The sequence below is a fragment of the Shewanella sp. LC6 genome, assembly GCF_006385735.2.
In the GTDB taxonomy this organism is placed as follows: Bacteria; Pseudomonadota; Gammaproteobacteria; order Enterobacterales; family Shewanellaceae; genus Shewanella; species Shewanella xiamenensis.
Window position 1 is genome coordinate 3,801,140 of record NZ_CP043902.1, and the last position, 14,902, is coordinate 3,816,041.

General features: G+C 47.6%; 13 protein-coding genes. All 13 read right to left on the reverse strand.

All coding sequences use genetic code 11. The annotated features are described in order from the left end of the window. Positions 1–7 precede the first annotated feature (7 nt). The 13 genes from traA to FJD32_RS17140 all read right to left on the reverse strand — a co-directional run bounded on the left by traA (position 8) and on the right by FJD32_RS17140 (position 14,896). Positions 8–394, reverse strand: coding sequence for a TraA family conjugative transfer protein (traA, locus tag FJD32_RS17080; protein ID WP_029627973.1), 387 nt, complete (start codon positions 392–394; stop codon positions 8–10). Beyond that, on the reverse strand, positions 391–963 hold the full coding sequence (gene traV / locus FJD32_RS17085; protein WP_001944091.1) for a type IV conjugative transfer system lipoprotein TraV: 573 nt from the start codon (positions 961–963) through the stop codon (positions 391–393). Before traV ends, traA begins: the two co-directional genes overlap by 4 nt. A 74-nt stretch (positions 964–1,037) precedes the next feature. Further along, positions 1,038–2,327 (reverse strand): TraB/VirB10 family protein, encoded by a 1,290-nt coding sequence (locus tag FJD32_RS17090; protein WP_109247980.1) that lies wholly within the window; start codon positions 2,325–2,327, stop codon positions 1,038–1,040. Beyond that, positions 2,327–3,226: a type-F conjugative transfer system secretin TraK gene (locus FJD32_RS17095; protein ID WP_109247985.1), complete on the reverse strand. Its 900-nt coding sequence runs from the start codon at positions 3,224–3,226 to the stop codon at positions 2,327–2,329. Before FJD32_RS17095 ends, FJD32_RS17090 begins: the two co-directional genes overlap by 1 nt. Further along, positions 3,210–3,836 carry a TraE/TraK family type IV conjugative transfer system protein gene (locus FJD32_RS17100; protein ID WP_000667170.1) on the reverse strand — a complete coding sequence of 209 codons (627 nt, stop codon included), beginning with the start codon at positions 3,834–3,836 and terminating at the stop codon, positions 3,210–3,212. Before FJD32_RS17100 ends, FJD32_RS17095 begins: the two co-directional genes overlap by 17 nt. Then, the gene (gene traL / locus FJD32_RS17105; protein WP_000433891.1) at positions 3,833–4,114 is read right to left on the reverse strand and encodes a type IV conjugative transfer system protein TraL; all 282 of its coding nucleotides are present in this window, start codon (positions 4,112–4,114) and stop codon (positions 3,833–3,835) included. The genes FJD32_RS17100 and traL overlap by 4 nt, the downstream gene beginning before the upstream one ends. Before the next feature lie 189 nt (positions 4,115–4,303). Beyond that, positions 4,304–5,410 (reverse strand): Fic family protein, encoded by a 1,107-nt coding sequence (locus tag FJD32_RS17110; protein WP_029627968.1) that lies wholly within the window; start codon positions 5,408–5,410, stop codon positions 4,304–4,306. 137 nt (positions 5,411–5,547) lie between these two features. Beyond that, positions 5,548–6,183: a DUF4400 domain-containing protein gene (locus FJD32_RS17115; protein WP_029627967.1), complete on the reverse strand. Its 636-nt coding sequence runs from the start codon at positions 6,181–6,183 to the stop codon at positions 5,548–5,550. Beyond that, positions 6,170–6,730, reverse strand: coding sequence for a hypothetical protein (locus FJD32_RS17120; RefSeq protein WP_029627966.1), 561 nt, complete (start codon positions 6,728–6,730; stop codon positions 6,170–6,172). Before FJD32_RS17120 ends, FJD32_RS17115 begins: the two co-directional genes overlap by 14 nt. 9 nt (positions 6,731–6,739) lie before the next feature. After that, positions 6,740–8,575 carry a conjugative transfer system coupling protein TraD gene (gene traD, locus FJD32_RS17125; RefSeq protein ID WP_084998262.1) on the reverse strand — a complete coding sequence of 612 codons (1,836 nt, stop codon included), beginning with the start codon at positions 8,573–8,575 and terminating at the stop codon, positions 6,740–6,742. Positions 8,576–8,623: 48 nt separating this feature from the next. Then, the gene (gene mobH / locus FJD32_RS17130; RefSeq protein WP_029627964.1) at positions 8,624–10,774 is read right to left on the reverse strand and encodes a MobH family relaxase; all 2,151 of its coding nucleotides are present in this window, start codon (positions 10,772–10,774) and stop codon (positions 8,624–8,626) included. 94 nt (positions 10,775–10,868) lie between these two features. Then, positions 10,869–11,723 carry a restriction endonuclease gene (locus FJD32_RS17135; RefSeq protein WP_029627963.1) on the reverse strand — a complete coding sequence of 285 codons (855 nt, stop codon included), beginning with the start codon at positions 11,721–11,723 and terminating at the stop codon, positions 10,869–10,871. Between the two features lie 59 nt (positions 11,724–11,782). Then, positions 11,783–14,896, reverse strand: coding sequence for a type I restriction endonuclease subunit R (locus FJD32_RS17140; protein WP_054104206.1), 3,114 nt, complete (start codon positions 14,894–14,896; stop codon positions 11,783–11,785). Positions 14,897–14,902: the final 6 nt, after the last annotated feature.

The window sequence follows — 14,902 nt, forward strand, 5'->3', positions numbered from 1 at the left end:
AATATTATTAGGTGCTCAGTAAAACGGCGCTGATTGCTGGAACAGTTGTGCCAATAACTTCTTGAGTGCTGGCAACAACAGGTAAAGTTGCAGACATAACACTTTCAACGACTGTTGGCGTATTGTAGAGACCCATACCGCCACCAATGCCCAAGGCAAAAGCCATCAAGCTTTGGCGAGCGATACCGCCCACAATACCCACCAGTACCATGGCTCCCGCTACGATCCGTCCCAAAGTACCTTGGGTCCAGTCTTTTAGGGTATCCCACACATCGGTGAAAGCATCACCACCGGTGCCCGCAAATGAGGGCTCCGAAATCATTAACGCCATTAAACCAAGCGCACCAATGGTCATTAAGCGCTGAGTTTGAATGGTGCGAACTGCATTTGTCATTCGTTAGTTTCTCCGTAGATACTCAAGTTATCGCGCTTACCATCAGCTCCCGCTGAGGCTGAATCACTTTGAGTCTGAAGTGGACGTAGCACTGGCGAAACCGTTCGAGGTGCTGACACCCCAATATCCCACCGGCGCGGTTCAATTTCGGTAAACACGTAGCTGGATAAATTCAGATCCCCACGGTCATCCTCCCAAGGCGCAATCCAAATCCGCATTACCCTTGAAGGAATGCGAATAGGTGCAGATTGCTGCGTCTCGGGTAATGCCGGATGGCTCAGCAGTCCTGTCTCTAAATCAGATTGTGAATACCCAGAGGGAGAACCAATTCGAGTCGCCACAGCATCAATCGTCTTGGGTGCAGCGCCATTACTGGTAAGCTCATAGACTTCACGAGCGGATAAACAGCGCACACCGTCAGGCATACCTGGGCATCCATATTCACTACTCCCAAGACCCAATGAACTACAGCCTGACAATAAGGTTGAGCCGACTGCCAATAAAAGTAATCCAGCTTTAGACCACTGTTTTGACTGGTGCTTTGGGTTGTTCTGCATTGATGTCGTCATGGTTAACTCTCCTCTGGATACACATCTTATTGTCTGAAGCGGACTTCGATCGGTTAGCAACATGCAGGATTTTTTCATCTTCTTGCACCTACCCCTTGTGAAGTGGCCAATGACAACGAGGCCCCACGAGTGACTATGACTTCAATTTTCCTTGCAGCGTCTACCTCTATGACTGGGAACATATTTTCTGCCATGTCCAAATAGAACTTGGCCACGCGATCCAATGCTTTACCGGTGCCTTTAATCGCAGCGCCTTGTAATGCTTCTTGGCTCATGACTTGCTGGTAAAGCTGAGTATCACCGGCATTACCCGTCTGAATCGTTGGTACAGGATTCACATCAAATGCGCCTGCCAAGCCCTGAAGGAATCCGGCCATCATTGATTTGGCCACCAGTTGGCCTTGTTTCGACACTAATCGGCCACGAATACCGGCTTTGCCGTCTTCACCCACGGCATAAGAATCCAGTCGTGTTTCAATGACGCCACCATCTTCTCTCACACATGAAATGGTCTCGCCTCGCAAATAGGCACGCTCAGAGCTCAAATCACCGTAACCTGCGGCGATCAAGAAACACTCTTTGATATCCGCTCTAAATCGGTTGGGTAAAATGGCTTCCTTTTGAATCCTCAGCAATGCAGGAAAAGGTTCGCGTCTTGCGGACTCGTGAGTAGGTGCATCCAAACCCGTGATCAAAGTACCCGAGATAATGCTGCCCGCCGGTAGATACAAAGGCGGCGCTTCTTGCACAACAACCTCTGGTTCAGCAACCATTTCAGGCTCAATCATACGAATCGTGATTGGCGGCAATGGAACATCTCGTGCTCGTGTACCTTGACCATTGACTGGCTGCTGATAGAGCGGAGCAGGCAGCGGCGCATTGGCAAAATAGTCGTCTGGGTTAGACGGCAGTGGCTTTTCGTCTTTAGGCAATTCCATGGCAGATAAAGGCACTTCAAAACGGCTATTTGTGCCTTCAACTGCTGCATCACCTCCTGCGCGAACATCATCAAGTTCCGCTCTAAGGCGGGCCAGCTCCGCATTGACCTCACTTGGTATAGAAGGTGAACCTGGGCTTAGCCGTCCTGAATCGACGTCACGACGCAAGCGCTCAACTTCACGACGTAACTGTTCATTGCGCTCACTAAGTAGTTTTACGTTCGCAGCCAAACTATCGATCCCAACATCACGAGTATTGGTATCCGTAAGAATGTGCCGGATCGTTTCCTGTCGGTTCCGACTGCTTGAGCCATCGTCAGGATTAGGTGAAAACACCATCACCATAAGGATGAGACCACCAGCAATACCAGCAACCGATAGGCCCCGCTTCATGTTCGGGCTCATTTGTTCCCATTGTGCTTTCATCAAAGCTCACCTCCCACAAGAAGCGAAGGTCGCTGACTTTCCACCGCTTCTTCACGATGATTGCGAACAACCACATACAACTCAGTCTTTTCACCCGGCAACAAGATATTGCGAGGCCAGTAGGCGCTTGCCACTATATCTGGTACATGACAGGCTATTTCACTGGCTTCTATCTGCTCATCGGCAAAGCTTTCAACCAGTCCTACATAGACGGTGAAGTAATGTCCCGTCACAATTTGCCCCTGCTTAAAACCAAACTTTAAGCCCGGCTGAAAACATTTCGGGCTTGTGTCAGTTTGGCCAGCCAAACGGATGTCATAGCCTTGTGGTAACTCATTTAGTGCAAGGCGTCTGAGTAAATCACGTAAGCTATCGACGTATGGCTGAGCCGTTTCCCAAGTGGCGGCTTTGCGGTTCACGACGCCCTTAATAGGCCACTGCTGACCATCAATCGCTAAGGTGATTTCACGCGGTGGAATACGACGAGGTACTAAGGTGACAGATAATGCGGGCGCTTCCTGACCAGGCGGAGTGATGTAAAGTGAAACCGGTGATTCTTTGTCCGTGGCCACATATACAACATTCCCCTTGATTTGCGTCTGTGCATCACTGGTTGTTCTCACCTGAGGCGATTCAAACGGCGTCACAATCCGGTTCAGATGGCCAAGTGCTACAGGGATCAGTTCATTGACTCCCGGTGTCATCAGCAGCGTTGTTGGCGCATCCGTTGAAGCCGTATTGGTTTGAACCGGTGGATTTGCAGTAGCAGACTGCTTCATCACACTGGCTGGCACAATTGGCAATTCCACGTCTGCATACGACGCTTGTGATAACAGAACGCCACTCAAGCTCATTGCGATTAAGCCTGGTGTCATCCATCGACTAATTTTGGTTCGCATCATTCACCCTCCGGTTTTGCTCTTGGGTCAACTTTTCACGAACGCGCTTCGTTCTAGCTTGCCCCTCATACGTATCCATCCAACTGAGCTTTGGACGGTATTGCTCAATATCGATGTCAAACTCATAGGTGCGAGTTTGGCGCTGTTCATCTCCTGATGGCCCAGAAACCAAGGAATAACCGGTCACAAAGACATGCCCGGTTTCATACTCATACTCCACTTGTCTGGGTTGGAATTTGAGCGTGACTCGGTCTTCACGGATCTGTCTTGCCTGAATCTCCAGTGCATCGACCACTTGCTGGTACACCGCTGGAGAAAGTAGCGGCTCAATGGCAACCCGGATGAAAGACACATTACCCGGCGTCACGTTGCCCATAAGCTCAGCCAGGTAGAGTCCCCAGGATTCAAGGTAAGGTTGAGTGGCTTGGTTTCGTGACACTTCAGCCGTTTCAGACAAGGTTGGTGGTTGAATAGCTACCACGGTATTGCGAGAAAATGCCGCTACCGCAAGCAGCAAATTAGATAGCACCAGCACTGCAATCAGGAACCGCTGCCATCGGTTCTCTAATTGCGTGCCTTGCCATGATTTTAAAAACACGTCGAACTTCACGGCAGATAGCTCCTGATAAATGGGTTAGGGATCGTCTTGGCCTTGGTGGGCAACAGTCCAGCCCAGTAGATGGCGTGAAGAATAAAACCATCTGGGCGACCATCACGAAAACGCCGATAGAGCTTGGTTGTTACCAACCCCAACAGGCATAAAACCAAGGCATTACCGGTAAAAATGCCGATCACTAGCCCCAACAGAATGGGAGCCATCTCATCGGCACTCCAAAGCAGGAAGTGCGGCGGGTCATCGATATAGGACGGAATACTCACAGGTTCCATAGTCACTCCTCGTTGTTTGAATTGAGAAGTGAAGAATGCCTTGAGATTGACAGGTTCAGTGGTCAGCTAGATGCCGAATTCTTGAAGGTTTTGAGGTGGCTTGGTGATTCTGCTCTTACAATCAGATTGATATCGCAACCTTAATGGTTACAATTAGTGCACGATAATTGGCTCTCAATGTTCGTGTTTTTAACACAAGTGCGCGAGCTTATAACGAGTACTCCTCCCCCCGGCTTCACTTTTTACCAAGCAACCAAGCTCGACCAAAGCCGCTAAATGACGAGAAGCGGTTGGCTTACTCACTTTCGCCACTTTATGATATTGCGACGTATTAATGCCTTGGTCAAAATCTCCATCAAGCATTCGATTGAGCACTTTTACTTGTTCCGAGGACAGTCGCGTTTGATCGACATTTCGCCAGAAGTTTGTTTTAAAAACCGTTTGGTCGATTTCTTCAAGCACATTGGTGAATGTTTCACCTAAGGTGTTTAAAAACCACATAAGCCAAGCGGTAATATCAAGTTCACCTTTCTGGGATTGCTCTAATATTTCGTAGTAGCTTTTACGGTTGGCTAAAATCGCCACTGACATTGCATAGAAACGGACAGATTGACGCTCAGCCTGGGCCAGCGCCAAATCAGTGAGTAAGCGGGTGATCCTGCCATTGCCGTCATCCAAAGGGTGGAGCGTCACGAACCAAAAGTGCGTTATCGCAGCCCTAAGCAAAGGGTCTAAAGCGGGGTCCTCACGAGAGTCATTAAACCAGCGGATAAACACGTCTAGTTCTGACTCAAGCACATCTCGGCTCGGTGCTTCAAAATGCACCGTGGGTTTATCTATTCTTCCCGACACAACCTGCATTGGCTCGTCCCCGCGCAACTGCCCTCCTATAACAGGATTGAACAAGGTGTAACCCTCAGGAAACAGTCGTTTATGCCACTGCAATATTCTTTCAAGTGAGAGCAGCGAGTCTAAATTCTCCACCGCATCTAACATTATTTCTGCTAAGCCATCAGTGCGTTCAGTAGTTGGAAATGGTTTTTCTTCAGAAAGACCAAGCTTATTGGCCAAGGACGAGCGAACAGAAAAAGCATTGAGCTTCTCACCTTCAATGGCACTCGAATGAATAATGTTCGCCAATAGCGTGTCTAACATACTTTGCCTTTGGTCTTTAGGTTGGCTCGACATCTTGCCCAACAACATTCCTTGGTGAAAGCGAATGTCGCGTAACTTGGGTTCAATGACTTTTTCATCCCAGATAAAGTTTGGCCAATCAGCTTGTTGCCAGATCCACATCTTGTCGCCTTTTGATTTAAATAACAGTATATTCAAATCATAGCATGATTCGAATCAAACCCACAATCGAATCAAATAATGACAGGAATAAGCCAGATATTCATATCATCCTGTCTTGGTGGCCATTAACCGAGGCCTCAAATCTTCTTCTGCAAGTGGCTTAACGCCAACCCTGCCATCAATGCCAAGCCGATGATCAGCGACGGTAACACCACCGGTGGAATGGCCAGCGGGGCGAACAATCCCATAAACAGCAAAATGACACCTGAGCCCAGGATAATCATGCTGTAGCGGTGAATGATAGGGCTCGAAAAATCAAAGGTTGTCTTCTTAATCTTCCAGGTCATTAAGCCATCCCACAGCGCCGGTAACATGAGAATAAGCGCAAAAGGCAACCAGACCATCAGCAGAGCAAATCGAGTGAACACTTGGTACAGCACATCAAAAAATGCCTGAATGCGGTCTTCTACCCAGACAAACCAAAAGCCTCCCATGTTCTCCATCCCTTTAGAGCGCAGTCGTTGTTCTTCAGTGGGGATTAGAAAATCACGCACAGATTGCTCCATCTGTGTATCCACAATCCATGACTGATACCAGCCATGGCTAGTTTGACCTATCCAATAGCTTGTTTGAGCGCCCAATTGATTTTGGATCATCTGCTTTTCTTTACTAATGACCCGGCCAGTCCAATCACCGGGCACTAACACGCCAATGGCAATAATCTCCAGCATCAGTGCCAGACACAGCAGCCAAACCGACTTATGCTTGCTCATGCCAAACATCCTCTTCTACTCGCGCCAGCATGGCTGCAACGGTTGGCGTCATAATCCGGGCTTTAATCACTTGTTGAAGCCGCTTTGTCGATGTATGGCCACTGACATAACGCACATCGATGTGTCCTTCAGCCAGATACGCCATTCGATTTGGACGATTACGAATCCAGGAGTAGAAATACACACCATCCACGGCGGCCCACTCGAAATGGTCAGGATCACGCAGGCGAATCCCCGTTAAAGCACTGGCGGCAGTCCAGGTCAGTGCCTCAATGAAATGCCACAGGCGTACACTGTCATCATCACAACTGACTTCTTCATAACTGCCCAAGCCATTACACAGACACAAATCAAAGATGGAATGGCCATCTAACGTGAGCGCATCTGTTAAATAGTCCGCCAAACAGTGCACTGAAGCCAACGCATGAGGCCAGTCGGTTTCAAGCAGTCTTAAAGCTTCCTTGAACTGAGGGTTATGTTGCTGCCACTGAGCGAGCATTTCTTTACTGGTAAGTGTTGTCATTTTCAGACAGACAGAATGATGCATACAGACTCCTTATGCTGCCTGTGTAGAGCTGGTTAAAATAGGAATGCGACCTTTGATCACGCGGCCACCTGAAAGCTTGGCGATGTACTCTAGGTTTGGGAGCTGGCCTAATAACTGCGGTGGAAACATATCGCCTTCTTCCTCCATCAAGCGTTCGCCATGATTGCCGGTAAATAACGCGGGGCTGTCCGAGTTGGACGACATACCTTGAGTTTGCATGATGTACTGCAACCGAGTCTTAGGCAGATTGTCAGTAATGTACTGCTGCGTTTCGGCGTCCATCACCCGAAGGGCTATCAAGTTGTTGATGTTACCTAACACCTGGCGAGCCTTAGCTTCACTGCCTGTACGAGCGGCAAAGTCAGCAAAGGTCTGAGTAGCAATCACACAACGCATTTTTGCGCCACGGCCTTTGTTGAGCAGTTGAATGAAGGGATCGTTTACGACTTCAGCAGCCTCATCGATGAAGATATTTACGGGGCGATTTTCAACACCATAGTTATAGCGGTCACCGGCCACGGCGGTGAGATCAGATAAAAGCAACGAACCAATGGCGCTGCCAACCATGGCGTCGGTCAATGAATCCAAGCCGATATACGCCACTTGGGCATTGTTGATAATTCGGCCAGAATCCGTAATTAACCGGCTGTCATCCACATCGTTTGCAATCGGTGATAGCAGTGGGCCAAGTTCACTTGATGTGAGCATATTGAGCACCGGCATCAATGAGGCCACCATCTTGGAATAGTGAGTTCTGTCATGCTCAAACATGCTCAATAGCCCCTCTAAATCGGTATTGGCGGCAACGGGCTGAATGCGTTCGTAGTAGAAAAGCAGCATCGCCATGGCTTGTTTAGCCAAGGTATTGGCCTTTTCGGTAAAGCGCTTGATCTCCACACTAAAGTTCGGATACACCTGCTCCCCCCAAGCCGTGACGGCTTTTACTACCAAGCCTTCTGGGCCACCTTCCAAGAATCGTCTCAGTGTTTTCAGATCAGGACGTTGTGACGTAAGCAACAGACCTTGCACTATGTTATTCAGTGCCATTTGACCAAAGGCTTTAAATGGATCAGCACCGGTTTCGGATGGAATTAAGGCCGCAATTCGGCTAGCAATTTCAGTACCCCGGTTAAAGTTCCTCAGGGGATTAAGTCGTACTGAATGCTCTGGAAAACCCGGATGAAAATACACAAAGCGCTCAGGACTACCGGCGGCAATACAGGCTCGCTGTGCATTATCCTTAAGTTCTTTGTCTCCCTTGGGGTCAATAATAATCACGGCTTCATTGCGCAAAATGGCCTGGGTGATCATCGCATCAAAGCATCGGGTTTTTCCGGCACCGGTCGTGCCGACAATTAAGGTGTGCCCCTCAGTGTGACCAACTGGCTGGTACACATCTTCTTCTTTGGGCTCGACACCATGAATCCAGGTCGAACCCATTTGGCTATTCTTTCGATAAGAGGCGTGACCTTGGTTAAGCAAGGTTTGCTTATCCCGCTTTAGGATTTCATAAGCGCGTTGAGCATGACGTTGGTCCCACTCAAAGCCATACCCTAACCACAATTCATCAGGATGTTTTGCCATTACCTTTTGCAAATGCGCCAGCGCCATAAATGCCAATGGTTTGCCTTTTAGCCCCATCTGTAACTTATAAAGGCGGTAAGCCTCAGGCAGGCGGTACAACGCCATGCCCGAGGAAATCCCTGTCATCCACCAAAATGGCTCAGGTGGTAGCTCAGTCAGCATTTCTGCGGCAATTGCCCCAGTTGCACCAACCAGCCAACCTGCTGCGGCCATGGCTTCATAGTTCGTGCGCCAGGGCATCTCATATGCGTTTTCTTTCATTCATGCTCCGCAACATAACCGTTTGCAATCCGATTAATTTCAAATGGATTAACGTTCAGCGTGAGCGGTAAACAGAACCGTTTCCCCCTCATCAAACTGGCATTGGTCACTGGCCGAGATCCCCCGAAGCAGCTGTCCGGCTGGAATGCCATGCTCATTGGCGACTTGGCGTAAGGTTTGAATCGTGACGCGAATACCATCGGCACTATGATCCACGTCTGGGTAATCGCCATCGGTCAGTAAGATGGGCAAATCTTTCACAAAATTAACCATCTGTTGCCGCTGCACGTGTTTGGGGTCGGTACTTGAGTTCGCATTGGCCGCAATCGGCTTTTGCTTTCGCTCCGTTCTTGTGGCGGGTTCTTTTGCTTGGGCAGTGGTTGTCTCAGTTCGACTCGGACGCTGTGAAGCCTCTTTGTTCTGAATTGCTGCCGCCGGTTCTGCGTCTTGTTTGGAAAGGTCTAATATTGCAGTTAACCCTTTAGAAACTGGCACTTTCAGCAGTAACCCTTGCTCCTGAACGCCATCATTCGTAGTCACAGTTCTGGCCTTACGAGTCGGGTTTGCGGGATCTAATTCAAGCCAATCTAATCGACTGAGTTCAGCAAGCAGTTTTCGGGGGGCACACCAAGGTCTTACGGCATCGGGATAGCGGATCAGTATCTGTTCACCAACCATAACCAACGCACTGCTGGCCTCTGGGAGCCACGCCAAAGATTCAGGGAGATTCAATGCCTCTGCATCGTGCTGGTTTACGTTATTTGAGATAGCGCCATCATATGAATTGTTAGGCTTTTCACATCCATCACCTGGAGCATTTTCAGTTGCCTGGGGGTTATTAACATCACTGGCATGACGAAGTTCATCATCTTGTTCGGATGATTTTGTCGATGGCGACTCAGCCGAATTGCTGAGTTCAATTGATGATGACGCTTCAGGCAAGCCTGGCTGCTCACTGGAGCGACTCTGTGGCTCTGCTTGTGTTTGCTTTCTTGCTTCCCATTCAGATTTGCTAAACAGTGCCACGCTACTTGGCACATTCGAGCTGAACAATAAATCGGCCTCAGATATATGCAGCATGGGTAACCAGATTGGCTTGTCGTCTTTGATCAGAACTTCAGGGGCAAGGCTTTCATATCGCTCATTTGAGGCGGATTTAGTGGCCAATCCTCGCTCAATGAGGATGTCCGCAAGGGTATCGGGATCTCTTGGAATGCCAGGTATCTTGTCTTTGGCCAACAGCTCAATGATGTCCTTAGCAGCGCTTTTCCAAACCAGGTAAAGATGGGTTGATTGATTCGATTTTCGTATCCAAACTCTGGCATCTCGCTGATTGACCAGCCATTGCGAACTGGCAAGTAATCGCCTCATGGCATCAAGAAGATAGCGTTCAACTGGGACACCAAGGGCATTGTCGTCAACGGAAATTCGTTGAGCTTTAAGATCTCTCTGTACACTGGTTTGGTCAGCTTCAATAACCAATTTAGACAGGACATGCTCTGGATCGGTATTGCCAATCGCTTCCAGCATGGCTTGCAAAATCTCAGGGCCCGGCTGGGTTAACCAGGCGAGCAGCCCAGGTGTCATCACCCGGTTTAACACCAGAATTGAAAATTGCTCGTGCCGCTTGCACCGTCCGTCGCGCCAGCGAATGAAATAGCGTTCAATGCTGTTATTTGTGGTCCACTGGGATAAGGTTTCTAAAAAAGGGTTCCACTGATAGCGTCCATCTTCGTCAGTGATGGACAAGTCTGAAACGGGCTTACCAATATCATGGAACAAACCGCCTAATGCCGCCGCAACACGCCACCTAGGTTCCAGCTCTTTTTTCTCAACCGGTGTGCCACTGGCAACAAAGATGATCCCTTCAGCAGCTTGTGCAGCCCAGAAAGCAACTTCCAACGAGTGACGTAATAAACCGCCAGCACCACTGTGATGATGATGCTCAGAAGCTGGCAACAAATGAACATAAGCAGCCAGATGATCAATGCAGGGCTGAATTAGCCTTTGAAACTCACGCTGATTAAAGCCAAGTACCTGGCGCAGTTTGGCAATTAGCTCGTCTTGTGTGGACTGCAAATCCTCGGGGGACGCAGCTGGCAACCCTTTCAGAAATGGCGGATAGCGTGGGATTTCTGCATCCAGTTGAGATGACAGTTCTGGTAGTGCTTTGGCTTGAAAAAATAGGTTTTTGAACATAGTGAACCTCCGACACGATAGTGTGAAGGTTCACTAACAATTAGGTTGTTAGATAGTCGCAAGAAACTTGCACTTATCTGTAGCGATGATAGAGCTAAAGACTTAAAAACCAGTCTGGTTCAACAGTTACTTTTTCAACTAACTCTGTTTTAACGCCTAAACTAAGTTCCTTGAGTTTATCAGCTAACTGATCACCATCGACCAAGTCAATCGGAGCAACGCCATCACGGTTGGCTTCTTCAATGGCAGCTTTTGTAAAGCTACCTGTAGTGATAAACATCCCACGATCAGCTCTACCAACGGTTGCGCCCCTAAAATCACGGATCTCGGAAGCCCCAACGGAACCTTTGTACTTTTTACACTGAAAAGCGATATGAAAGCTCATCAAACCGTTGATTCGGGCAATTCCTTTGCCATCGATACCACCATCACCCGTGCGACCAGTCACTTCAACATGGATAAAACCTGATTCTCTCAATAACCTCTGTGTTAGTCGCTCAAACGCATCCGGGCTCATTTCTTCAATTAGCACATGATGCAGTTTTTCACGCCAAAGCATAGCCTCTTCTGGGGAGTCATCGGACGACAGTTCTGGAGTAGATGTCGTAGCATTAGCCTGTTCAGGCTTGCGGTCCAGATCTCTAACAAAGTTGACAATTTCTCTGCTATCAATTTCCGGTTCCTGTCTGGCTTTATCTGTAAGTGCCCAAACGCCACGAGATGAGTTTTCAAGGTATCCAGCTTTCTTCAGGTAGGTTCGAGCCCAAGCTAATCGATATCCAACCTCAGTTTGGCTACTTTTTTCGGGGTTGTGCAGAACCGCCAAAGTATCCTCATCAAACTTCTCAAGCTCGACAACTGCTTCGTATATCTCGTCGATGCTGCCTGAGCCGCCAAGGTTAACTAATGCCTTTATTAGCGGGAGCATAAGCTGATCAAATGTGACCATTATTTTCCTCCTGGAAACTTTTTCGTAAAAACAGCGACCTAAAGAGCACGTAATAACACTTATATCTGCCCACCCACACCTTTGAATTTTTCAACAAAAGCGGCAATTTTCTGAAAAACCGTTTGCTTCTGGGTTCGGTACTGTGGGTTCAATGGGCTAAGTTTGGGCAGTGCCTCATTAAGTGCTGTGCCATTTTCAGAGGCGTACTCACGTTTGAGTGATGACGCAATATAGCGTTTGGCAGCATCGATATTGAGCTTTTCAGAGGCAATAATGGCATCGGCTTCGCGCTTCTGCTCCGCCTGGGCGAATTTGAAGAAAGCGTCGATAATGCTGGCTTTGTCATTGATCTCATCTAGGTTTGTCTGGTTAATAAAATCAACCACCAAGCTCTCTTTCGCTCTATTGCCGAGGCTACCGCGGATCATACGACGAACTTCTTCAATCAAGCCTTCTTTGCTCTTGTTCTTCTTATTGTGATCAAAAATCAGTTCAAGAATGTAATCGAGGTTGATTTCTTGCGATTTAAGCAAATCAATTTCAAAGACCACATCGTCCCAGTCTACCGTTGACTTATCTTTATCCTGACCTTCTTTATCGCGTCGCAACCAGTCGCGGGTATCGTTGTAGGTAGAGCGATAATCTTGGATAGCACGTTCGCTCGGCATATCGATGGTTTGCATTGCCTCGATGTCAGCATCGTCCAGATAGTACTTTGACTTAAACTCTTCAACAGCTTGTTCATCACTGGTATCTAAGCTTTGCAGTGCTTTTAATCCAGCAAACTCATCGTAGTTTTGTAGAATATTTTCTGCTTTTAGGTATTCACCAAACAGCTTGGCAAACTCTTTTTTATCTTGTTCTTTTTCAATATTTTCTGGGTTTGGAAAGCGTTCTTGCAGCTCTTTGACGATATCAACAAAACCTCGACGCGCTTGGCCAGTAGCAATATCGTTAAAGCCTTCCATGTATTCTTTGTAGCTCTTCTCCAACACCACGTTTTTGGTGTTTTTGTCACCAAACAAGGTGATTGCATCAATGGTTGCCTGTTCCAAATCACGGAAGGTAACAATATTGCCAAAGGTCTTCGTCGCATCATAAATGCGGTTAGTGCGAGAAAATGCCTGCATCAAGCCGTGATAGCGCAAATTCTTATCAACAAACAAGGTGTTAAGCGTAGGCGCATCAAAGCCCGTTAAAAACATCCCCACCACTATGAGCAGATCTATTTCTTGATTCTTCACGCGCTGAGCAAGGTCACGGTAGTAGTTCTGAAAGCCATTACTGTCCACGCCATAGTTAGATTTAAACATGGCGTTGTAATCTTTAATCGCGGCGCTCAAAAACTCTTTTGCGCTGCTGTTCATGGCACTGACTTCAAAACTCTCATCTAAAATATCACCAATGGCGTCCTGCTCTTCATTGGCAGCAAATGAGAAGATAGTTGCAATGCGCAGAGGTTTACTTGTAGGTCCATTCTCAGCCTCGGCCTGCAATGTTTTGAAGGTTTCATAGTAGGCTTTCGCCGCATCAACACTACTGACCGCAAACATGGCGTTAAACCCTTTGGCGCCAGAATAGGCTCGATGTGTTTTCTGGTTAAAATGGCTCAGAATATACTGCGAGATTTCACCAATGCGCATTGGATGTAAGAAGGCTTTCTTATTCTCCGCCGCACTAAGCTTCTTATCATCCTGCTCAGTCTCAATGCTCTTAAATTGCGGACGAACATCGTTATAGTCCACTTTGAACTTGAGTACTTTTTCATCACGAATGGCATCGGTGATCACATACGTGTGCAACTGCTGGCCAAACACGCTACCCGTGGTTTCTGCGCCCAGTGCATTTTCTGGGAAAATGGGCGTACCTGTGAAGCCAAACTGGTAGTACTTTTTGAATTTCTTCTTCAGGTTTTTCTGCGCCTCACCGAACTGGCTTCGATGACACTCATCAAAAATAAAAACGACTTGCTTGTTGTATATAGCTAAATCGCTTTCGCTTTTGATTAAGTTGTTGAGCTTTTGGATTGTGGTGACGACAATCTTGTTATCGTCTTTATCCAGGTTACTCTTAAGCCCTGCGGTACTGTCTGAACCGTTCACACTATCAGGCGAGAACCGCTGATACTCTTTCATCGTCTGATAGTCGAGGTCTTTTCGGTCCACCACAAAGAAGACTTTATCGATACAGTCTAAATCGGTGGCCAAACGTGCCGCTTTAAAGCTGGTGAGTGTTTTGCCTGAACCCGTAGTGTGCCAAATGTACCCACCGCTCTCGGTGCTGCTCCAGTTCTTAGCGTTAAACGCGCTCTTTATCTTCCATAAAATGCGCTCAGTAGCCGCAATTTGGTAAGGGCGCATTACAAGTAAGGTATTGCTGACGTCAAACACCGAGTAACGCAAGATCACTTCAAGCAAGGTCTCTTTCTGGAAAAAAGTGGCGGTAAAGTCTTTTAAATCCTTGATCAGCGTATTGTCTGACTTCGCCCAGTTCATCGTAAAATCGAAGCTGTTTTTGTCGCGCTTGGTGGTATTGGCAAAATAGCGCGTGTCGGTGCCATTAGAGATCACAAAAAGCTGCAAGAACTTGTACAAGGAGTGATCGCTATTAAAGCTTTCTTTGCTGTAGCGATGTATTTGATTAAACGCCTCACGGATCGCCACACCACGCTTTTTCAGTTCGATTTGCACCAAAGGCAAACCATTGATCAAAATCGTCACATCGTAACGGTTGGCATGGCTTCCCGTTTGCTCAAACTGCTTAATGACCTGCACTTTGTTACGAGCAATGGTCTTCTTATCAAACAGGTAGATGTTTTCTATATGGCCATCATCAAAGACAAAATCGAAAATATAGTCACTGTGCACTTTGCGAGTTTTATCAAGAATATTGTCGCTTGGTGTGTTCAGGTATTGCTCGCAAAAGCGAGCCCACTCGGCATCGGTAAATTCGACCTTATTAAGGGCTTGTAGCTGCTTGCGCACATTCGCCAGCATGGCATCGGGCGTGGTTAGTGCCGATAAATACTCATAGCCCTGGTTGCTTAGGTCCTGAATCAGCTCACGTTCTAAATCACCTTCGCTTTGAAAGCTTTCGTTAACCTGCCACTCTTTAGTGTATTTATCTAACACAATAAAGTTATTGGATTCTGCCACCGCTTTATAAGTCGTCATTCGTTT